This is a genomic window from Massilia rubra (genome assembly GCF_011682065.1).
Classification (GTDB): Bacteria; Pseudomonadota; Gammaproteobacteria; order Burkholderiales; family Burkholderiaceae_D; genus Telluria_A; species Telluria_A rubra.
This window is the reverse complement of the sequence record NZ_VUYU01000031.1, coordinates 1-21,575: the sequence shown is the minus strand read 5'-3', so window position 1 is coordinate 21,575 and position 21,575 is coordinate 1. Positions and strand designations below refer to the sequence as shown.

Genomic DNA, 21,575 nt, shown 5'->3' with positions numbered 1-21,575 from the left:
ATGATCGGGCTGTTCAAACGCCACGCCAAAGCCACCCCGCCCGATACCACGGCGCTGGGCACGGCCACGCTGGCGCTGCGCATGGGCTCCGGCTGCACGGTGCCGAAGGGCTGTGCCGGCGTGGTGGCCGACCAGGGCGGCCACACGCGCCGCGTTGCCGAAGGCAGCCGCATGGTGCTGGCCGAGACCGAAAACGCGTTCTGCTTTCATCCCGGCCCGTATGGTGTCGACCTGGCGCCGTTCGCCGCCGCGCCCGAATTGGGCCTGCGCCTGTCGTTCGCCGTCGATGGTCCCGATCCGCGCGTGGCGCAGCAGCGCTTCGACCTGTTCCTGGCCAGCGAGGCGGGCGACACGCTCGGCGTGCGCGAGTTCGCGGCATCCATCGAGGGCGCGCTCCAGCGCGAACTGGCGCTCGGTCACCTGGCGCTGCCGCCTTGCACCACGCTGGACGAATGGAACACCTTTCGCGGCGGCTTCAATCAACTGTTATATACGCGCTTCGGCATCAGCGTCGACGATTGCGTGCCGGTGGACCTGGGCGACCGTATCGACTACGCGCAAATGCTGCTGGCGCGCGCGGTCAGTGTGGCGGATGCGCCGGCGCCGCCGGCGCAGAACGAGCCGATTGCCGCGCCGTTGGACGCCATTGGCGCCGACGCCAAAGCGCTGCGCCGCCTGTTCCTCGAGCTGCCTTGCGTCATGCACGGCCTGCGCATGGCACTGCTGCCGCCCGGCCAGGCGCTGTTCCAGCGGCATGCTGCGCTGTTGCAGCGGCTCGATGGCGTGAGCCTGTCGGTCAACACCATGCCGGCGCTGGAGCTGGCCGCGCCGGGCCAGATGCTGCCGGCCGACCGCCAGTTGGCCCGCACCCGCCACAGCCTGCGCGCCGGCGCCGCGCTGGACGAAGCCTGGGCCTTGCTGGCCCGCCTGGGACTGGCCGGGGATGCCGACCTGGCGGCGCTGTTCGATGACGCCGACCGCATCATCGCCAACCTCGAACACGCATGCGCCGCGCGCCGCGTGGCCATCGTTCTCCCCGAAAGCGAGCCGGCATGAGCATTGCAACGGACAAACCGACCGACAAGCGCCACGGGGCCGAATGCCGCAGCGTGCTGGCCGGCGGCGCAGTGCTGACCGTCAGCGCCACCGTGCGCCCGCGTGCGGGCCGCGCCGACGTCAAATGCAGCGGCGCCGGCGACGCCGCCCTGGCCGAACGCATGCAACAGGTGGTGCGCCTGGCGCGCCTGACCGAAGGCTGTTCCGACAGCCGCGACCAGGTGGTCATCAGCATCGATCGCGCTCCCGGGCGCCATGAACGCGACTGGGAACTGGCCGTGGTGCTGGCCGACCGCATGGCGCGCGGCGTGTGGCGGCCGAGCGGCCCGGTGCTGGCCAACGGCTGGTCCGAGCAATGGCAACTGGGACGCATCGGCGGCCATGACGTGGTCGACGCCCCGGCGCACGCGCTGCTGGGCGGGCCGGATGGCTTGGGCTGGCTAGGCGCGCTGACCGGGCAGCCCGACGGCGCGGCCAGCGTGGCCTCGGCGCGCGCCTGGTTTCCGCTGCACAGCGGCGGCGTCAACGACAGCTTGTGCTGGGTCGAGGTGAATGTGTATCCGCTGGCCGGGCCCGGATCCGGGGGCGAGGAGGAAGAGAGCATCGCCGCGCCCGGGCTCGACCCGGTCCAGCTGCTGGCGGTGCGCCAGGCGCTGGCCGGGGCGCGCCATTTCGACGGCCGCGCGCTGGGTCGCTGGCGCACGGTGGTGCGCTTCGGGCAGGCGCGCTTCCAGGGCAATTCGTTCGAACTGGCGCTGGTGATGGCCGACCGCATGGCGCGGGGGCGCGAATTTTTGGCGCGCGGGCGGGTCATCGCGAGCGGCTGCTCGGGCGCCTGGCACGCGGGGCGGGTCGATACGGTGGACGGCTGCGCGCCGAAGTGCGAACTGATTTTGCGGCAGGCCGTCGCCGGCGACCGCATTTTGCTGCCCAAAACGTGGCAAAGCGCGCTGGCGCCGGGCTTTGCCGAGGCGCTGCGCGAACGCGGCGCCAGCGTGGCGCTGGTGGAGCGGATCGGGATTATTTGAACACCCGTTCAGGAGAAACGGCGAGGGGCGGTGTGCGCGACGGTCGTGCGCCTTGTCCCCTGCTAAAATCGTACGGCCGTGCCAGGTTTCGTAAAATGTGGTGCAAGTTGAACAACCAGGAGTCGATATGTTCCAGATGTTTGGTTTTGGCGGCGTCACCTGCCCGCGTTGCGAGCATCAGAATGCCGGCGATGCGGGCTATTGCGCCAAATGCGGGTTGACCTTGGGCGGGCCGCGCAACGAACCGGTGTTCCGCGAGAACCGCTGGATTCCCGGCCCCGGCGAACTGGCGGTGTTTTTCGGCGTCGAGCAGCTTTCCGGCCTGTTCGTCAAGACCTTGCGGGTGCCGGCGACCACCCGCGCCTACATCCTCCAGGCGGACAAGGCGACCGAGGTGCCGCAGGGCGAATACGAGATCGAGGGCTTTTTCACGCGCCTGAACCACCTGCTGCGCAACCAGCACGCCGAAATCCTGATCACGCGCACCGCCGCCATGCCGGTCGAATTCTCGTTCGACGACCTGCAAACGTCCGAGCACCTGGCCATCGGCGCGCAGTTCACCGTAAGCGTGAAGATCGAACAGGTCAGCGCCTTTGCCCGGCACTTCATGACCATGCCGGGCGCGGTGACGACCGACCACCTGCGCGAACTGCTGGCGCCCTCGGTGCGCCAGCTGGCGGCCGAATTCATCGCCGGCCAGTCGATCCGCGACATGTCGGGCAACCGCGACCTGCGCCCACAGCTCGACGAGCGCCTGCAAGGTGCGCTCAAGCTGCGCCTGGCCCAGTACGGGCTGGCGGTGGCGCAGGTCGATACGCTGGCCCTGCGCCACGATAAATTCGACGCCCACCAGGCGCGCATCGGCACCCTGTGGCTGGTGGTCGACGAGCGCCACGTCAAGCTCGAACACGCGAAACAACTCGACCAGTTATACAACGACGAAGAATGGCAGCGCATCCGGGTCGAAGAGCAGGAAAACCGCCTGCGCTACCGCCGCCAGGAACTGCGCCAGGACGACAGCATCGAAAAAGCCGGGCTGACCTTGCAGAACGCCGAGCGCCTGCAGGCGCTGCGCGCGCGCGAGATCGACCTGTATGGCCGCATCGTCGAGTCGAAGAACCGCAAGCAGGCCATCGAGCGCGGCGCCGGCGACATCGTCACCGAGCTGGAACACGAACTGGCCAAGAAGGGCGCGGCGCGCGAAGACGAGTCGACCGAGTGGGCGCACCTGCGCCACCTGGCGCAGATTCGCATGCGCACCGAACTCGAAGTGGCGCAGCAGGGCGCGCTGGAGATGCGCCAGCTGGCGCAGCAGCGCTTTTCGCACCAGCTGCTGCAGCAGCAGATCCAGAACAAGATCACCCAGGCGCTCGGGATCGAGGACGAAACGCGCAAACGCGCGGAGCTCGCGCGCCTGCACCAGGCGCAAAAAACCGCCAGCGAGCGCCAGGCGGCACTGGAACAGGAACAGCACACCGCCCAGTGGCAGTCGCTGGCGCTGGCCAACGCCGCCTACAAGCGCGAGACCGAGCGCATCGCCGAATGGGAAGAAGAACTGGCGCTGGACCGCAAGCGCGACCTGCTGCGCGCCGACATGCTCAAGGATGCGGGCGCCAGGAGCGACGCGGAACAAATCAACCAGAATATCGAGACCCTGCGCCGTGGCGGTGCGCAGCACGATGCGATCGCCCAGCACGAAAAACTGCTGCGCACGATCGACGCCGACGGCCGCCACCAGCGCCAGTCGCAGCAGATCGAACTGGAAGCCGAAGAAAAGCGCCACGCGCTGCGCCTGCAGGAGCAGGAAGCGGCCTGGCAGCAGGAACTCAAGCGCCTCGGGCACGAGCGCGAAACGCAGTTCGCGCAACAGGCGCACGAAGCGGAGCTGGCGCGCATCGAGATCAGTCGCGTCTCGACCATCGGCGCCCTGAGCGACACCGGCAAGGTGGCGCTGGCGGCCGGCCCGAACGCGCTGGCGCTGGCCGACGTGATGAAAACCCAGGTCCACGCCAGCATGACGCCGCACCAGTTGGCGGCGCTGGCGTCGGTGGTGGCGGCGACCTACAGCGTCACGCCGGCCGAAGCGGCGCGCGGCGCGCAGGAACGGGTCGAGCGCGAACGCGCCCTGCGCGACGCCGAAGTGGACAAGGACCGGCGCCACCAGCTCGACTTGCTGGGGATGCAGAACGATGTGAACAAGGCGGCGCTGGCCTCGCAGTCGGGCCTGGGCATCGGCGTGGCGCAGGGCGGGGCGAGGGTAGGCTATGATCAGGCGGCGCGAGCGCAGGTGCGCGTGTGCGTCAACGGGCACCGCGCCGGTCCCACTGATAAATTCTGCGCCGAATGCGGCGCGGCGATCCAACCTTGACAGGACAGATGCAAACGGCAAGAGACAAGATCCGCGAGCTGCGCAGCCTGCACGAAGACGGCCTGTTAAGCCAGCAGGAATTCGACAGCCGCAAGAACGCCATCCTGGACGCGGAGTACGCGCCGCCCGGCGGCAGCGGCACGCCCATGGCGCCGGCGATCCACATCCGCCAGGGCACCGAGATCGGGCTGATGGTGGGCCAGGAGATCGGCCCGCAAAACCGCCGCTACCGCCTCGAACAGCTCATTGCGCAGGGCGGCATGGGCCAGGTGTGGCAGGCGATGGACCTGGCCACGCATGCCGAACTCGGTCACAGCGCGATGGTCGCGCTCAAGATCCTGCCGCCGCAACTGACGCAAAGCGCCACCCACGCCAAACTGCTGATCGAAGAAGCGACCCAGGCGCGCCGCCTGGCGCACGAACACATCGTGCGGGTCTACGAATGGGCGCAGGATCCGGCCACGTCGAGCTACTTCATCATCATGGAATGCCTGGAAGGCGAGGACCTCGACAGCCTGCTGGCGCGTGAAGGGCCACTCACCCTGGCGCGCGTGCAGGAACTGCTGGCGCCAATTGCCGAGGCCCTGCAGTACGCGTGGGACAAGCACAAGCTGGTGCACCGCGATATCAAGCCGGGCAATGTGTTCGTCACCAAAAAGGGCGAAATCAAACTGCTCGACTTCGGCATCGCCGCGCGTGCGCGCAGCAGCGCGAGCAGCATCGGGCTTGAAGCGCCCGGTAATTCGGGCACCGCCGGCTACCGCGCGCCGGAAGCGGGCACCCTGCAACGCCAGCCGAGCCGCGCGCTCGACGTGTATGCGGTGGCGGTGATGATCTACCAGATGGTGGAAGGGCACATGCCGTTCGACGGTCCGCGCAGCGCCAGTCACGAGCCGCCGCGGCCCGAGGCCTTGTCCGCGCGCGAATGGGATGCGCTGCGCAGCGGGTTTGCGTTCGACCCGGACCGGCGCCCGCTCACGGTGCCGGACCTGCTGGCCGCCCTGCGCGGCGCGGTCGGGCCGTCGCCGCAGGAACTGGCGGTCCAGCATGCGGCGCAACAGGCGCAGGAACAGCTTGCGCACGCCGCCCAGCAGGTGGCCCAGCGCGCGCAGGAAGAAGTGCGCGCCAGGCAGCTGGCGGTGCAGCGCAAGGCCGAGGCGGAAGCCGCCGCCGCCGCCCATCTGCTCAAGGAAAAGCAGCGCAAGGAGCAGGAGGCGATCGACCGCGCGCAAGCCGATGCGGCCAAGCGCGAACGCAAGGAAGCATTGAGCCGCCAGCTGCGCGAGCGGCGCGAGGCCGACTTTGAGGCAGAACGCAAGGCGCGCGAGGAGCAGCAGCGCAAGGCGATGCAGGCCAAGGCGGTGGCGGCGTATCGCGCCGAGCAGCAGCGTGCGCGCGAAGAGATGGCCGAACGCAGCGTGGCCGAATCGTCGGCCCAGCCGCCCGAGCAAGGCAGTCAGGTAGCCGATACCGAAGGCGTGCTGCGCGACCGCTTCCTGGACGGGACGGGCACCGGGCCGGAACTGGTTCTCTTGCCGACCGGGCGCTTCCAGATGGGGTCCCCGGAGCACGAGCGCAAGATCGCGATGCGGGCCGGCTCGCAGCAAGCGTGGGTGGAGCGCGAAACGCCGCAGCACTGGGTCGGCATCGAGCAACCGCTGGCGATGGGGCGCTTTCCGGTGACGGTGGGCCAGTGGCGCCAGTTCGTGCGCGCGACTGGCTGGCAACCGCACGGCGAGGTCAATTGGGCCGAGCCGGGGTTCGCCCAGGCCGACGACCATCCGGTGGTGGGCGTGACCTGGCATGACGCGCAGCTGTACGTGCGCTGGCTGAGCGAGCAGACCGGCCAGGTGTACCGGCTACCGAGCGAGGCGGAGTGGGAATACGCCTGCCGCGCCGGCACCAAAACCGCGTTCAGCTTCGGCGACGAGATCGATACCAGCCTGGCCAACTACGACGGCAACTACACCTACAACGGCAGTCCCAAGGGCGAGTACCGCCAGGGCACCACGCGCGGTGGGCTGTTCGCACCCAATCCGTGGGGGTTGTACGACATGCACGGCAATGTGTGGGAGTGGGTGCAGGACACGGTGCACGACAATTACCAGGGCGCGCCGAACACCGGCGACGCCTGGGAGCAGGGCGGCGACCAGAGCCGGCGCATCCTGCGCGGCGGCTCGTGGCTGTACAACCCGCGCTATCTGCGCTCGGCGCTGCGCAACGGGTTTTCGGCGCAGCTGAGCAACGATATCGTGGGATTCCGGGTGGCGCGCAATATCGTCGCGCCGTGATCGCGCGGCCCTGCGCTGTTTTACCGCCATCGTCAGCGTGGCGGATTGCAGAAAGTGAACCAATCATATGCCTGATGAAATTGCGGCAGTAAAGGACGACAATCAGCGCCCGATTCCCTCGGCGTGGCGTCCTGTCATCCTGAACATTGTGGACGCCTTCGTGCGCCACGACTATCAACTCGCTGCCGGCGTACCGGGCGTCGCGCCGGTGCCGGCAAACACCGCGATGCAAATCGAGGGCTACATCGAGCGCTACGGGGAGACCCTGGTGCCGCTTCCGGATGACACCTGGAATACATCCGTCTGCATGTGGACCGGTCATCATTGGGACGTCCTGGTCGATCTGTGGACCGTTGGCGAAGGCGGCAGCGACCTGGTGCTGGGCCTGGCAGTCATCGACAGCGGCGATGATTACGTTGTCGATATCCAGATGGTCTACGTGCCGTAAGGCGCGCACTGCGCCGCCGCCGCGCCTCGTCAAACCGCACGACGCACGGCGCCGCTTCTTAGCGGCCGAGCCGGCGCCGTTGTTGGCGCCATGTAATCATCCCCAGACCGACCAGCAACATCGCATAGGTTTCGGGCTCAGGCACGGGCAGGGGCATGCCGTTGCCGTTTTCCCAGGCATACGCGGTGACCCAGAAGTACGCGTCAACCGACGTTTCCCCCAGTTGGCTTTCATAGGTCGTGCTCATGGTCCGCAGCCCCGGCGTACCCGAGCCCTGGTAGAGGGACTCGACCGCATGCGCCGCGCGCTCGACTGCCCCGTTACCAATCCAGAAAGAGGCGCTGGAGGTGCCATACCCGTTGAAGTTGGCATTGGTTTTGCCGGAAAGTACGTTGACATCCATCGTGATCGTCACGGCGGTGTTGGGCGAGAGCGTAAACGAGCGAACCAGCAGCGCTCCCGCACCAGCGGTGCGCTGGCGGGTCCCGGCGACCGTTGCATTGGCGGCAAGCGCGAAGTGATCGAACGAGTCTCCGCCGATGCTGACCGAGCCGGTGACGCGGTTGGGTTTGGGGCCTGCCGTGGGGGTATCGAAAGCGACCGTGCGCGCGTCGAAATACGCCGGATCGGCGGAAAATGATTGGTATGTGCGAGCATCATTGTCCTCGTACCAAGTCGAAAAATCGCGCGTCACCGCGCCGCCGTCGAGCTTGGGAACCAGCGACGGTGCGATGCCGTCGTCCAGGTTCAGATCGGTGAGCGTAAAGCGGATGTTGGACATTGTCGCGCTAGCCGAAAAATCGGCATGCGCCTGCATAGGCGCGACAGCGAGCAGCGCGGCGAAGGGGAGTGCAAAAGCGCGTTGTATCATAGGGAAGGCCTCGAAGTAAGCACGTTGGTGAGGTTGCATTATAGTCAATATTTTATCGCTTGCTTAGAGCCTATTCTTGTAGGGAGCGTAGCTGGATGCCGGTCCAGCGGGAGCGCGGACAAGGCGGGAGGAGGACGCATGGCTAGCCATGCTACGACGAGCAACGCCGTCCCCGCTTCCGAGGGGCCGGCAGCAAGCGGCGCCTTGCCTACAAGAATAGGCTCTTAATAGGCGTGATCGAATTGACTGCGCTGCCAGCGACTTCACGTTCGACCGCGACCTGAGCGCATGCTGTTCGCGCCAGGGCAGCGATGACTTTGCCGTGCGTCTACCGCTATCGTCGGGTTTCGGGGCGCACCCATTCTCCATTGCGCGCCCGCCGGGAAAATTGCTGATATCGCCATAGAAGATTAAGTGATACATTGCTATTTCGCTATGGGACGGCCAGGCGTTGACGGTTGGATCGTCGCCGGCCGCTTTGCCACGACTGCAATTGAATCGCTTCCAGGGAGACTTCCATTATGGCACTGCATGCTGGCTTTGCCGCGGCGCTCAGTTTCACCAAGGACGTGCTGCAGTCGTTTATCCATGCCGGCTACGTCAACAATATTGTGCTCGGACGTATCAAGGGCGGAGCGCACGGCGTCGCCCAGAGCGATCTGAGCGAGTATACGGTCGATTACGACTTGTTCCAGGCCGAGCCGCGCATCACGCTGCAAGCGAACGCGGGCAAACATGTCATCCTGGCGATGGACCTGGCCGGCACGCTCACCTGCAGCGGCGAAAACAAGCCCACCCGTAGCGTGAACGTGCGCGTGAAGCTGACGGCTACCTGTGAAGTGGCCGCCATCCGGCCGAACGGCAATGCGCTGCACTTCGGGCTGAAGATGAGCAGCCTTGGCATGCTGACCTACGATCTGGCCGTGATCGGCGCCGACCAGGTCTCTTCGGTGTATCCCTCATCCATATTAAGCCCGCTGAACGGGGGAATGCTCTCGGGCGTGATCGCGAGGGCGATGCCGACAGTGCTTCTGACGCCGCCCCAGCTCGCCCATTTCGTCCGGCTCGGCTACACGCTGGGGCCTCTGGGCAGCAAGAAGGACAGCATCTCCGTGCGCGTGTCGGCCGACTCGCTCAACATCGGGGTCGACGTGCAGGAGTTGTACTTCCAGGGCGACGCCGCCCAGTTGGTCGATCTGAATCGCGTGTCGACACCGAAAGGATGGAAAAAGACCCTGTTGCAATCCGTACACACGGACGACGACGAATACGGCACCCCCCTGTATGACACCCAATGGACGGCGTCGAAGTTACGCACCGCCGGGGCGCACAAGACCGATGCCGCGGTGAGCCTGCACGAAATGGCTTTCCAGCGCATGTTCGACCAGCTGGGACGTTCGCAGGTCATGGCCACCTTTGAAGGGCAAAAATATGCTCAGGTGCAAACTGCGCTCTTGCAGTTGATCGGCAAATTCCCCAAGAAGAGCTTCGAGCCATCGACCTTGCAGCTCACCGCACTGAATGCCTTGAAGATCGTGTTCGGCCAGGACATCCTGACGATCAGCGGCACGGGCGGCAATTTCGAGGTCTTGCCGGTGCATGTCGGTTTTTCCCTCAAAGCGCGCATCGTGCATACGTATTTCGATGGCGATACCAGTTTTGTCATGCGCTATGCGAATGCCGACGGCATCACCGGGGAAATCTACGACGTCGATCTCGATTCGCCGGTCTGGCTCGGCTTCATCCATGCCATGGGGATCGCGAGCGGGATCATGCTCGCCCCGCACGACGGCGCGGTCAATCTTGCCGTGTCGGCGGTGGCGGCGACGGTTGTCGGCGCCGTGGTCGGCAACCTGCTTGGCGCCTCCCAGGACGACCTGATGCCGGCGGTCCTCGATTCCCTGTCCGGTTTTCACACGGCCATCCAGTTTACCTTGCCAAAGACCAGCGGGCCGACCTTCACCCTGCGCTGCGACGACGTCCTGCTGCGGCCGGGGGCCATGACGGCATGGTTCAAGCTGGAACGCAGCGCGGCCGGCGCGCGCATCTATGTCACGAGATTCCCCAACTACACCAGCACGGGGAAAGTCGAGCACCTGGATTGGCCTTCGAGCGAACTGAGCCAGATCGTGGTGCGTTTCAGTACCCCGGAACCGCTCCATAACGTCCACGACACCCAGGTGCGGATCGCCTGGAAGGTGTTGGCCGGCCCTTCCGCGGTGGTGCTGGTCGATACCGATCTGCCGTTCAACGCCGCGAACGCGCAAGTGAGCGTCGATCATGCCTCGCCGGCACTGGGCAAATACGACAGCTTCATCATCCGCTGCCGCATCTACCGCCCGTGGGACGCCTCGACCGATGAATTGTTCAGCCAGGAGATGGCCGTCAGGATCACCGACCGGCTCAATCGCACCCACCGCTACGTGCACTGGAACCATGTGGCGTATTACCCCGGTTTTTCGGCGCCGCTCGACCAGATGGACAAGCGGCACGCGACCGGCTGGGTGGTGGCTGAACGCAAGAGCAAAATCCATTACACCGATCCGGCCAAGCGCTGCCGCTTCGCGGACGCCTACACCCCCGAGCTTGGCAAGGACGACCTGATTTACCATGACGTTTTGCCGTTCGATATTGCTCACATAGCGCAGCATCGCAAGCTGGTTTGCCCCTATTGTTTTTTTGGCGGGCCGGACAAAAAGATACTCAAATGATGTTGCGGAAAAGGCGAAAAATATCAGATTAATGTTTTGACATTCACCACCCGGAATGCGATTATGAAATCGGAAACGTCCGGGTCTCGAAAGAACCCGTGGGAAAAATTGTAGACTGGCCTACTACGGTGCGCTGCTCTCCTTTACGGCTCGGGTCAGGTACCCGTGCGTGTGACACTCAATCGTCTTCCACCCATCCCGCCTTCTGGCGGGATGGTCCTTTTTGCGATAGGGCTTCCTGATATGGCCTTGCATGCGGGGTTTGCGGCAGCATTAAGCATCAGCGCAAAAGCGCTACAGGCGTTCATTCACGCGGCATATGTGAATAACCTGATGCAGGTGCGCCTGAAAAATTCGGTGGCCCATGGCGCCAATACCGTGGCCTTCGATCTGGTGCTGGTCGAGCCCATGCTCGATCTGATCGACAACCCCAACAATCTCGTTTTCGCCGATATCGAGCTGGTGGGGCCGCTCACCTTTTCCGGCCCCGGACTTCCTACCCTGGGCTGCGTGATCAGCGTCAAGGCCCGGATCAGCATGCCGGTCGTGCGGCTGGTCGATGACAAGAGCCAAGCGATCCAGTTTGGCCTGGACACCGAACGCGTCGTGGTCGTCTCGTCCGGCAGCACCTTCATTTCAGGCACCGATCCGAATCCCGTCTACGGCAATATCGTGGGCAACAGCCTGCTGACCTCTTTCGCGATCAGGGGGGCGGTCACGCAGGATCCGAAGCAATTTCTGTTTACACCACCACTGCTCGAACCATTTACCCGTCGCGCCTATGTGATTTCCGCGCTCGGCGTCCTGATTACGCAGGGTTCGCTCAATCTGGGCGTCGATATCGCCGGTTTCGGCCAGGGCGATGCGAGCAAGCTGGTGGACATGAACCTGGCGCCGACCGACAAGGGCTTCAAAAAAACCCTGCAGCAGGCGGCCCACACGGGTGACGACGACTACGGGGTGCCGTTCTACGATACCGTCTGGAGCGGCACCACCCTGCGCCAGAAAGGCCCGCACAAGACCGGCGTCGCGGTCTCGATCAATAGCGTGATCCTGAACGACCTGTTCCTGCACAGCGGCCGCTACGAACTGTTTTCGCGCTTCGAGCAATCCAAGTTTGAGGGTATTTCGGGCGCCATCAGGCAGATCAACAATCCATACAATACCGTGTACGAGCCGTCGGCGGTTTCGCTGACATCGCTCAATGCGATCGACGTCGTGCTGGGCCACGACGTCATCGAGGTCACCGGTATCGCCAGCAGTTTCAGCGCCATCGCCGTGCATGTCGACTTTGCGCTCAAGCTGCGCATCGTCCACACCTACATGGAAGGCAATACGCAGTACCTGATGAGCTATGCCAGCGCCGACGGCGTCACCGCCGAGAGCTTCGACGTGGACATCAGCCAGCCGGCGTGGTTGACCGCATTGCAGGGCGTGATCGGCGTGGTCGGGGTGTTGCTGGCGTGGCCCACGAGCGGCGCGAGCCTGGTGGTGGTGATGCTGCTCGAAACGGTCGTCTCGGCCGTCGTCGGCAGCGTGCTCGAAAACGCCGAAAGCGGTTTGTCGAGCGGCGTGTTCGATGCCGTGTCGGGCTTCAAGGGCATCATCGGGTTCACTTTGCCCGGAACCAAAGGCCCCACCTTTGCGTTCACGCTCGACGATGTCGTCGTTCGCCCCGACAGCATGAGCGCCTGGTTTCATTTCGAGGAACAATTCAAGCAGTCGTATATCCATATCCAGGGTAACAACGGCCCGGCCTACGCGCCTGTGGTGAACGATACCTGGTCCGCCAGGAGAAGCGAAGCGATCGACGTCATCATGGAAAATGGCGGCGAGCTGTATAACCGCTTCGATCCGCGGGTACGCATCCAATGGCGGGTCTATGCCAACGATACTGGTAATCCGATCGCCGAATCGGATGTCGACATCGCCAGTGTCGCCGATCCGCTGCACGTCTCGATCAACCATAGCTCGGCCGCGCTGGCGAGCTACACCGGTTTCATCGTCCGCTGCCGCATCTATCGTCCGTGGGGCGGATGGACCCAGGAGCTGTTTAACCAGGAACTGCGGATTGCCAAAGAGGACAGGCTGGACCGGACGCATCCTTACGTGCGCTGGCAGCACACCGTTTTTTATCCGGGCTATTCGGAAAAACAGAACGACCCCAAGCGCCAGGCCCTGGGCTGGGTCGTGACCGACCGGCTCAGCAAAATCCATTACACCGATCCCGCCAAGCGCTGCCGCTTCGCCGATGCCTACAGTCCCGACCTAGGCAAGGACCAACTGAACTACTTCGATACGCTGCCCTTCAAGCTCGCCGATATCGCCAAGCACCGCAAGCAGGTCTGTCCCTACTGCTTTTTCGGCGGCCCCGATAAACTCAAGCTGAAGTAGTCCCGGGCAGTGCGCAAGAGCGGCGCCACGCCGCTCGATGTCGACCGGATTTTCGCGCCATCCCCCCATTCCGTGGGATGCGCAATGCCGCGAAAGGGTGTAAATTCCGCCAACACCCACCCTGATCCAGAAGGAAACCCATGACCATTACCGTCAAGCGCGATCTGTCGCAACCGATGCGCCATATCGTCCACGTGCGCAACCACCTGATTCCGGCCGACGGCTCGGTCGAAGAGGGCGGGGCCGATGCCGGCCCGTCGCCGCACGACCTGTACGACGCCGCCCTGGGCGCCTGCAAGGCCCTCACGGTGGTCTGGTACGCCAAGCGCAAGGGCATTCCGGTCGAAGACATCGAAGTGAGCATCGAGCGCGACGCCAGCGACGAGCGCAAGGGCGTGTACCGCCTCTCCGCCGCCTTGCGATTCGGTGGCGAGCTGTCCGACGCGCAGCGCGCCGACCTGCTGGCCGCCGCCGAAAAATGCCCGATCCAAAAATTGATGACCGGCGTGACGACCGACATCACCACGACCCTGGTGCAGCCATGAGCGTGGCCCACTTCTTCAAACCGCACGAAAAAGACATCGGCGGCGGCTTTCGGGTACGCCGCGTGCTGCCGGCCGCCGCCAAGCAGGCGGTCGGGCCGTTCATCTTCTTTGACCACTTCGGTCCCATCGACGAGCCGGCCGAGGCCAATCACGACGTGCGCCCGCATCCGCACATCGGCCTTGCCACGGTGACGTATCTGTACGAAGGGGCCATCGAGCACCGCGACAGCGTCGGTTCGGTCCAGCGCATCGAACCGGGCGCGATCAACTGGATGACGGCCGGCAGCGGCATCGTGCACTCCGAGCGCACCCCGCCAGACCTGGCCGGCAAGCCGCGCCGCTCGCACGGCTTGCAACTGTGGGCCGCGCTGCCGCGCGCGCACGAGGAAGACGCGCCAAGCTTTGCGCACACGCCGGCGACCGCGATTCCGGTGGCGCAGCTCGACGGCGCGCTGGTGCGGGTGCTGATCGGCAGCGCCTTCGGCCACACGTCGCCGGTGGCCACCTTCAGCGAAACGCTGTATCTCGACATTGCGCTCGATGCGGGCCGCAGCATCGAGTTGGACGACCTGCCGCAGGAAGCGGCGATCTATCCGGTGACGGGCGAGATTGCCATCGATGGCGAGCTGCTGGCGCCGAACACGATGGCCTATCTCGACGCCGGCACCGTCGCGAGCGTGTATGCCGGCGCCGGCGCGCAGTTCGTGGTGATCGGCGGCGCGCCGCTCGATGGCCACCGCCATATGTACTGGAATTTCGTCTCGTCGAGCAAGGAGCGCATCGCGCGCGCTTGCGACGACTGGGAGCAGCAGCACTTCGACAAGGTACACGGCGAAACCGAGTTCATTCCCTTGCCAAAACGTTAGGCTTGCTTCAAAGAAAATGGAACTTTGCGGCAAGCCCGGAATCTAAGCCTTCACGCAAACAAGGTGTGGAGGTGATCATGAAAATTCCTGATGAGCTGCAAATTCCCGCTGTCGTTTTCAGCCTGCAGGCGGCGATGCTGTTCGGCCTGGCGATGGTGTTCCTGGTACTTCTTCCCGACTGACCACGCACGCGGCCGGCAGCAACACGCTGCCGGCTTTCTCCACCCCCAACCCTGCGCGCGGAAGATTATTCGTTCGGCCATACACAAGCGCCCCAATCCCCGCTTGTGTTTCCTCAATACAACGATTTAGCGAATTTGAAGTGGTCCTCGGTAGGCAAATAGTTGCCCGTAGTCCACAATCCGTTCCCTGAAACAATTACACCTTTGAGGACAAAGAATGAATCAACCACTGCGCCTGGCCCTGGTCACAGCGATCCTGGCAGCTTTCAGTGTTTCATCGCACGCAGCCGATGATGCTCCTGCCGTCACCATCAGCGGATTCGGCACGGCCGCCCTGACGGCCGCCGATACCGATGACGTTGAATACGCGCGTTTCAACCAGGCCGCAGGCGTGGGCAACAGCCCGCGCGCCGGCGTGGACTCCAATTTCGGCATCCAGGGCACCGCCAAGATCAACAACTGGCTGTCGTTTACCGCGCAGGGCCTGGCCCGCAAGAATGCACGCGATTCCTATGGCGCCGAACTGAGCTGGGCGTTCGCCAAGTTCAAGATCAATGACGAAATCTCGATCCGCGTCGGCCGCATCGGCATGCCGGTGTATATGATTTCCGATTTCCGCCAGGTGGGCTACGCCAACACCATGATCCGTCCGTCGCAGGAAGTGTACGGCCAGATTTACGGCGATTCCTACGACGGTATCGATGCGATGTACCAGCACAATTTTGGCGACACCACCGTGACCGCGCAAGTCGGCATCGGCAAAATGTCGACCAAGATTACCGACGACAACCGGGTCGAGTACAAGCCGGCGACCACGATTCATATCGTCGCTGAAAACGGCCCGTTCACCGTGCGTTTCGGCCGCGCCGACGCCAAGGTCAGCCTGCAGGGCAGCGAAACGCTCGACGGCCTGCTGGGCACCCTGCGCCGGGTCGGGATGGACAAGGTCGCCAGCGACCTGTCGGTGACCGACGTCGACGGTTCCTTCACCTCGCTCGGCTTCACCATGGACTACAAGAACATCCTGGTGCAGAGCGAGTACGCCGTGCGCAGGACCGATTCGCTGGTGATCCACGACACCACCTCGTACTACACGATGCTCGGCTACCGCTTCGGCAAGATCACGCCTTACTACTATTATGGCAACGTCAAGCAGGACAGCGATCGCGCCTACGCGGGCTTGCCATCGACCGGGCCGCTGGCGGCGCTGTCGGCCGGCGTGAACACGGCGATGAAGGCCGGGCTGCAGTCGACCAATGCGCTCGGCGTGCGCTGGGACTTCCATAAATCGGCCGCGCTGAAGGTGCAGGTCGACCGCATCAAGCCACGCGATGGCTCGGGCACGTTCCTGAACGCCAAGCCAGGTTTCCGCGATGCGGTCAATGTCTACGCCGCCGGCGTCGACTTCGTATTCTGAGGAAGCGAACATGAAGACAATTATCGGCAAGATGTTGCTGGCGGCGGGTTTGTGCGCCACAACCGTGCCCGCCCTGGCGGAAATCGTGGTCATCGTGAATACAAAGAACCCGGCCACGCGCATGTTCAGCGAGCAGGCGGGCCAGTTCTTTATTGGTAAGTCGGCCTTGTTCACGCCGGTCGAGTTCAACGAGGGCGCACCCATCCGCAACGAGTTCTACAGCAAGGTGCTGCAGAAGGAACCGGCGCAGGTCAAGGCCATCTGGTCCAAGCTGGTGTTCACCGGCAAGGGCACGGCGCCCAAGGAATACCATACGGCGGCCGAGGTAAAGAAGGCGGTTGCCGCCGATGTCAGCGCCATCGGCTACATCGACAAGTCGGCCGTGGACGACAGCGTGAAAGTCATCCTGACAGTGCAGTAAACGAAAGCGGCCCGCGCGCGTGCGCCGGGCCGTTCTCATCGGTTGGCCCCCTTGCGCCCGTCATCGCGACTGGCGCAACCCTCCTCGCCACATCCCGGCAGTCATCATTGTTTTCCTCCTGCCTCGTCTTTGCTTGCCAAGCGTAATTCACGCTTGCGCTTTGTCACGTCTGGATATTTTCTCTTTTGGCATGCCATAAAAATACGGTTTACGGAGAAGGTTATTTGTTAGGCCATATTCAAGCGCGCCAATGCCTGCCTATGTTCCTTCGATACAACGCTTTCGTGAATTAAGCCGCGCGCGCGGTACACAAACAGTTACTCGTGGCCCACACTAGGGACTCAGCACTAGCGAACTATCGAGGAGAAAATATGAATAAACCAATGCGTCTTGCCATGGTCTCAGTCATCCTGGCAGCTTTCAGCATGTCGTCGCAGGCGGCCGATGGGCCTACCGTGACGATCAGCGGATTCGGTACCGCGGCCTTGACCGCGACCGATACGGATGACATCGAATTCGCGCGGCCGAATCAACAAGCCGGCGTGGGCAAGAACCCGCGTCCCGGGGTCGATTCCAATCTTGGTATCCAGGGCATGGTCAAGATGAACGATTGGCTGTCGTTTACCGTGCAGGGCCTGGCGCGCAAGAATGCGCGCGATGCCTGGGGCGCGGAATTGGCGTGGGCATTTGCAAAATTCAAGATCAATGATGAGCTGTCGGTGCGCGTCGGTCGCATGGGCATGCCGGTCTACATGATTTCGGACTTCCGCCAGGTTGGTTACGCCAATACCATGATCCGTCCGCCCACCGAAGTGTATCGCCAGGTCAATGGCGATTCCTTCGACGGCGTCGACCTGGTGTACCAGCACAGCTTCGGCGATACCACGGTGACCGCACAGGCCGGTATCGGCAATGTATCGGCCAAAATCACCGACGACAACCGGGTCACTTACAAGCCGGCCACGATGATTCATATCGTCGCCGAAAACGGTCCGTTCACCTTCCGCGTCGGCCGTGCCGACGCCAAGGTGACGATCCAGGACAGCGAACAGCTCGATGGCTTGCTGGCCACCTTGCGCCGGGTTGGCCTGGTCCAGGTCGCGAACGATCTGAGCATCACCGATGTGGACGGTTCGTTCACCTCGGCCGGCTTCACGATGGACTACAAGAATTTCCTGGTGCAGACCGAGTATGCGATCCGCAGGACCGATTCGCGCATCGTGCCGGATACCAATTCGTATTACGCGATGTTCGGCTATCGCTTCGGCAAGATCACGCCGTATTACTACTATGGCGACACCAAGCAGGACAATGCCCGCACGTATGCCGGTTTGCCGACGGCCGGCCCGCTGGCGCCGCTCACGGCCGGCGTCAATGGCGTGGTCAAGGCGGCTCAGCAGTCGACCAACGCGATCGGCGTGCGCTGGGATTTTGCCAAGTCCGCCGCCTTGAAGGTACAGGTCGACCGCATCAAGCCGCGTGACGGCGCCGGTACCTTTTTGCGCGCCAGGCCAGGGTTCCACGATACCGTCAACGTATATGCCGCCGGTATCGATTTCGTATTCTAAGGAGAGCAGGATGAAGACAACAATCGGCAAGATGCTGCTGGCGGCAGGCTTGTTTGCGGCGGGTCTGCCCGCCTTTGCGGAAATCGTGGTGATCGTCAATCCGAAGAACCCGGCCACGCGCATGTTCAGCGAACAGGCGGGCCAGTTTTTCATCGGCAAGTCGACCTTGTTTACGCCGATCGAATTCAATGAGGGCGCGGCCATCCGCACCGAGTTCTACACCAAGGTGCTGCAAAAGGAGCCGGCCCAGGTCAAGGCAATCTGGACCAAGCTAGTGTTTACCGGCAAGGGCACGGCGCCCAAGGAATATCACACGGCCGCCGAGGTGAAAAAAGCGGTCGCGGCCGACCTGAGCGCGATCGGCTACATCGACAAGTCGGCCGTGGACGATACCGTCAAGGTGATTCTGACGGTGCAGTAATCAGCGACGGCACGGCACGGCGCAGGAATGCAGGCCCTCCAGCCCCCGGCGGAGGGCTTTTCCGTTTCTGGCGCAAGCAGCTTGCCCTTGCGGGGCAGCATCTGCTAGGCTGGGCGACCGCCGCCACCTTGCCACCTCGATGACGCCACTTTCCGCCGCACCCCTGACCGTTCCCGCAGCGGACGGCCATCCCGCCTTCGGCCGCTTTGCCGGCGCCGCCACGCGCTTCGACTGGGCGCTGCTGGCCGCGCCGTACGCGCGCAGCCGCTGGTGGCGGCGCTTTCACCACAAGCGCTGGCACTACACCGCACTGGCCACCGATCAGCTGTTCTGCGGCATCGCCATCGTCGATGTCGGCTGGACCAACACGGCGTTTGCCTACGTGTTCGAGCGCACCCGGCGCGAGGTGGTGGCCGGCTTCTCGCGCGACGGTCTGCCGGGACTGACGGCGCGCCTGGCCGGGCACGCGGGCGGCCACAGCCGCTTCAGATTCGGCGCCAGCCGTATCGACATGTCGGCAAGCGCGCTGTCGCTGCGCTGCAAGGGCCTGGAGATCGAGGCCGCCTTCGACGCGCCCGGCGCACCGCTGTTGCTGGCCGTCGGGCCGGTGCGCGGCGGGGCGGTGCATGCGACGCAAAAATCATCGGGCCTGGCGCTGAGCGGCAGCGTACGCGTCGGCACGCAGGCCTATGCGCTCGATGGCGGGGTGGCCAGCTTCGACTACTCGAACGGCTTGCTGGCGCGCGAGACGGCGTGGCGCTGGGCCTCGGCGCACAGCCTGGCGCTCGGCTTCAACCTGCAGGCCGGCTACTTTGGCGCGCACGAGAACGCCTTGTGGCTGGACGGGCGCTTGATCGGCCTCGGCGCGGCCACCTTCGATTTCAACGAGCACGATCCGATGGCGCCGTGGCATGTCTTCACCGACGACGGTTTGCTCGACCTGCATTTCACGCCGGAAGGGTGCCGGCGCGAAGACAAGAACCTGCTGGTGGCGGCGAGCCGTTACGTGCAGCCGATCGGCACGTTTTCCGGATGGGTGAGGGCCAGCAGGGATGCGCCGCGCCGGGCCGTGACGCGGCTGGCGGGCGTGACCGAGGACCACGCCTCGCGCTGGTAGGCGTGCAGACAAGCAGGCGCGTGCGTGCGGCCTGCGCAACATGCAATTCTTTTTATCTTGACATCAAAATTCAGGCGGCATATATTCCACCTGCCTGAGTTGGAAGCGTTTCCATAATGGAGGGAACGGGTTGTTTCCTTGCTCCAATAATTCAACAGGCCCCCGCATTTTGCGCAGTTCGGCACAGCGCGGTGTCAGCGATGGTGGAAGCGCTACCACAGTGCTTTCCGGCTTGATGCCGTTTTTATGAAGAGCAGTTATCAGGAGACATTGTGAAAAATCAAAACAACATCCAGGCAAAGCGGAAATTCATGCTGTCCGCCATCGCGGGCGGCATTCTCGCCATGTACGGCGCCGGCGCGCACGCCAGCGTGACCAATCCCGTCATCGGGCAATTGCTGTGGTCGGAAGAATTCAACGGCCCCAGCCTGAACAGCCTGGTGTGGACGGCGGACGACGGCAACGGTTGCCAGATCAACCTGTGCGGCTACGGCAACCAGGAATTGCAGTACTACAGCCCGAACAACCTGTCGATCGTGAACGTGCCGTTCGAATCGAACTCGCGCGCGCTGGCGATCAAGGCCCAGCGCCAGACCATTGGCAGCAACTCATTTACTTCCGGTAAAGTGACCTCGGCCGGCAAGGTGCAAGTGCAGTACGGCATGATCGAAATGCGCGTGAGCACGCCGGCGCTCGGCACCGGCTTGTGGCCGGCCGCATGGTTGCTCGGTTCCAGCCCGCAGAGCTGGCCGCGCAATGGCGAAATCGATATTGTCGAGATGGGCCACCGCGCCAGTTCGCGCGCCCCCGCCGGCAATGCGCCGATCGACAGCTTCGTCGGCGCGAACGTGATCACGTATCAGCAGGCCGCCTGCGTGCCGGGTAACGAAAGCTGCGCGGCCTCGACCGCGTGGCAAACCAAGAACTGGTATATCGCGCCGACCTCGATGGCGAACCGCTTCGTGACCTATCGCCTGTACTGGACCGAGTCGCAAATGCGTTTTACGGTCGTCGATAACGGCGTCGAGCACAATATGTACGACAACCCGCTGCCGGTCAATTCGAGCGCGCTGCAAGCGCCGTTCTACCTGCTGCTGAACCTGGCCGTGGGCGGCAACTTCACCGACGCCGCCTCGCCCGGACAAGTCACCGCGCCGCTGCCGGGCACCATGTACGTCGATTATGTGCGCGTGTACCAGCTCGACGGCAAGGGATCGGTCAAGCTGGGCAACCAGTCGACGCCGGAAGTGGGCAAGTTCGGCGTCTTCACCGATAACACCGCCGTCAACAACAAGCAGGTGGCTGGCGCCAGTTCCGATATCTTCGTGTGGAATAACGCGTCCATGTCGGCCGGTAATATCGCGCCGTTCGAGGGCAGCAATGTCATGGCCTTGAACTACACCGCGCCCAACCAGTGGTTCGGCGGCAGCGTGCAATCGCGCCAGGCGCACGATATGAGCAATTTCAGGAACGGCAACCTGAAATTCCGCATCAAGATTCCGGCCAATGTGGCCTTCAATGTGAGTATCCAGGATACCTACACCAACCAGAATGCGGTCAAGTTCCCGGCCAACGCGACCACGTACGGCCTGGTGCGCAACGGTGACTGGGCCACGGCGACGATTCCGGTATCGACCCTGGTCGGGCCGAAAGTGGCCTTGCAGTCGATGCTGGACCTGTTCCAGTTTTCCAGCGAAGCGACGCAACTGCCGACGGCGCCGTTCCAGATGGCGATTGACGATATTGTGTGGGAGTCGGGTACGCCAACGCCAACGCCGACGCCAACCCCAACGCCGACACCAACCCCGACGCCGACCCCGACGCCCACGCCCCCCACCCACCCAGCCACGCCCCCCGCCCCCCCGCCAAAC

The 21,575-nt window shown here is 63.8% G+C and carries 16 protein-coding genes; 15 read left to right on the top strand and 1 reads right to left on the bottom strand.

Annotation, left to right across the window (positions count from 1 at the left end; genetic code table 11):
* From F0185_RS29125 to F0185_RS29105, 5 genes are all read left to right on the top strand, one after another.
* The gene (locus F0185_RS29125) at nt 1-1,056 is read left to right on the top strand and encodes a hypothetical protein (protein WP_167231194.1); all 1,056 of its coding nucleotides are present in this window, start codon (nt 1-3) and stop codon (nt 1,054-1,056) included.
* The gene (locus F0185_RS29120) at nt 1,053-2,084 is read left to right on the top strand and encodes a hypothetical protein (protein ID WP_167231048.1); all 1,032 of its coding nucleotides are present in this window, start codon (nt 1,053-1,055) and stop codon (nt 2,082-2,084) included. The genes F0185_RS29125 and F0185_RS29120 overlap by 4 nt, the downstream gene beginning before the upstream one ends.
* A 127-nt stretch (nt 2,085-2,211) precedes the next feature.
* Nucleotides 2,212-4,452, top strand: coding sequence for an SPFH domain-containing protein (locus tag F0185_RS29115; RefSeq protein WP_167231046.1), 2,241 nt, complete (start codon nt 2,212-2,214; stop codon nt 4,450-4,452).
* 8 nt (nt 4,453-4,460) lie between these two features.
* Nucleotides 4,461-6,743, top strand: coding sequence for an SUMF1/EgtB/PvdO family nonheme iron enzyme (locus F0185_RS29110; protein WP_167231043.1), 2,283 nt, complete (start codon nt 4,461-4,463; stop codon nt 6,741-6,743).
* A 67-nt stretch (nt 6,744-6,810) separates the two neighbouring features.
* A complete protein-coding gene (locus F0185_RS29105; RefSeq protein WP_167231027.1) occupies nt 6,811-7,191 on the top strand; it encodes a DUF7668 domain-containing protein in 381 nt (126 codons plus the stop codon).
* 58 nt (nt 7,192-7,249) lie between these two features.
* Here the strand turns inward: F0185_RS29105 and F0185_RS29100 are convergent, their stop codons facing one another.
* Complete coding sequence (locus F0185_RS29100; protein WP_167231024.1) at nt 7,250-8,062, bottom strand: PEP-CTERM sorting domain-containing protein; 813 nt, start codon at nt 8,060-8,062, stop codon at nt 7,250-7,252.
* 521 nt (nt 8,063-8,583) lie between these two features.
* Here F0185_RS29100 and F0185_RS29095 point away from each other — a divergent pair.
* From F0185_RS29095 to F0185_RS29050, 10 genes are all read left to right on the top strand, one after another.
* Entirely contained in the window at nt 8,584-10,773 is a 2,190-nt protein-coding gene (locus tag F0185_RS29095) for a hypothetical protein (RefSeq protein WP_167231021.1), read from the top strand.
* A gap of 321 nt (nt 10,774-11,094) precedes the next feature.
* Nucleotides 11,095-13,167, top strand: coding sequence for a hypothetical protein (locus F0185_RS29090; protein ID WP_167231019.1), 2,073 nt, complete (start codon nt 11,095-11,097; stop codon nt 13,165-13,167).
* A 140-nt stretch (nt 13,168-13,307) separates the two neighbouring features.
* Nucleotides 13,308-13,712 carry an OsmC family protein gene (locus F0185_RS29085; RefSeq protein WP_167231017.1) on the top strand — a complete coding sequence of 135 codons (405 nt, stop codon included), beginning with the start codon at nt 13,308-13,310 and terminating at the stop codon, nt 13,710-13,712.
* On the top strand, nt 13,709-14,578 hold the full coding sequence (locus F0185_RS29080; protein ID WP_167231015.1) for a pirin family protein: 870 nt from the start codon (nt 13,709-13,711) through the stop codon (nt 14,576-14,578). The genes F0185_RS29085 and F0185_RS29080 overlap by 4 nt, the downstream gene beginning before the upstream one ends.
* Nucleotides 14,579-14,977: 399 nt before the next feature.
* Complete coding sequence (locus tag F0185_RS29075) at nt 14,978-16,177, top strand: hypothetical protein (protein ID WP_167231012.1); 1,200 nt, start codon at nt 14,978-14,980, stop codon at nt 16,175-16,177.
* 10 nt (nt 16,178-16,187) lie between these two features.
* Nucleotides 16,188-16,598, top strand: a complete 411-nt coding sequence (locus F0185_RS29070; protein WP_167231010.1) for a hypothetical protein — start codon at nt 16,188-16,190, stop codon at nt 16,596-16,598.
* Between the two features lie 371 nt (nt 16,599-16,969).
* A complete protein-coding gene (locus tag F0185_RS29065) occupies nt 16,970-18,166 on the top strand; it encodes a porin (protein WP_167231007.1) in 1,197 nt (398 codons plus the stop codon).
* 10 nt (nt 18,167-18,176) lie between these two features.
* Nucleotides 18,177-18,587 carry a hypothetical protein gene (locus F0185_RS29060; protein WP_167231004.1) on the top strand — a complete coding sequence of 137 codons (411 nt, stop codon included), beginning with the start codon at nt 18,177-18,179 and terminating at the stop codon, nt 18,585-18,587.
* A 139-nt stretch (nt 18,588-18,726) separates the two neighbouring features.
* Entirely contained in the window at nt 18,727-19,704 is a 978-nt protein-coding gene (locus tag F0185_RS29055; protein WP_167231001.1) for a DUF2804 domain-containing protein, read from the top strand.
* A gap of 272 nt (nt 19,705-19,976) precedes the next feature.
* Nucleotides 19,977-21,575 (top strand): glycoside hydrolase family 16 protein (locus F0185_RS29050; RefSeq protein ID WP_370664086.1); only part of this gene is annotated, 1,599 nt, incomplete at its 3' end.

Bases quoted from the DNA above. Each gene is read 5' to 3' on its own strand.
- F0185_RS29110 (WP_167231043.1), top strand. From the start codon at position 4,461: ATGCAAACGGCAAGAGACAAGATCCGCGAGCTGCGCAGCCTGCACGAA.
- F0185_RS29100 (WP_167231024.1), bottom strand. From the start codon at position 8,062: ATGATACAACGCGCTTTTGCACTCCCCTTCGCCGCGCTGCTCGCTGTC.
- F0185_RS29055 (WP_167231001.1), top strand. From the start codon at position 18,727: ATGACGCCACTTTCCGCCGCACCCCTGACCGTTCCCGCAGCGGACGGC.
- F0185_RS29105 (WP_167231027.1), top strand. From the start codon at position 6,811: ATGCCTGATGAAATTGCGGCAGTAAAGGACGACAATCAGCGCCCGATT.
- F0185_RS29120 (WP_167231048.1), top strand. From the start codon at position 1,053: ATGAGCATTGCAACGGACAAACCGACCGACAAGCGCCACGGGGCCGAA.
- F0185_RS29070 (WP_167231010.1), top strand. From the start codon at position 16,188: ATGAAGACAATTATCGGCAAGATGTTGCTGGCGGCGGGTTTGTGCGCC.
- F0185_RS29125 (WP_167231194.1), top strand. From the start codon at position 1: ATGATCGGGCTGTTCAAACGCCACGCCAAAGCCACCCCGCCCGATACC.
- F0185_RS29065 (WP_167231007.1), top strand. From the start codon at position 16,970: ATGAATAAACCAATGCGTCTTGCCATGGTCTCAGTCATCCTGGCAGCT.
- F0185_RS29095 (WP_167231021.1), top strand. From the start codon at position 8,584: ATGGCACTGCATGCTGGCTTTGCCGCGGCGCTCAGTTTCACCAAGGAC.
- F0185_RS29115 (WP_167231046.1), top strand. From the start codon at position 2,212: ATGTTCCAGATGTTTGGTTTTGGCGGCGTCACCTGCCCGCGTTGCGAG.
- F0185_RS29060 (WP_167231004.1), top strand. From the start codon at position 18,177: ATGAAGACAACAATCGGCAAGATGCTGCTGGCGGCAGGCTTGTTTGCG.
- F0185_RS29085 (WP_167231017.1), top strand. From the start codon at position 13,308: ATGACCATTACCGTCAAGCGCGATCTGTCGCAACCGATGCGCCATATC.
- F0185_RS29080 (WP_167231015.1), top strand. From the start codon at position 13,709: ATGAGCGTGGCCCACTTCTTCAAACCGCACGAAAAAGACATCGGCGGC.
- F0185_RS29075 (WP_167231012.1), top strand. From the start codon at position 14,978: ATGAATCAACCACTGCGCCTGGCCCTGGTCACAGCGATCCTGGCAGCT.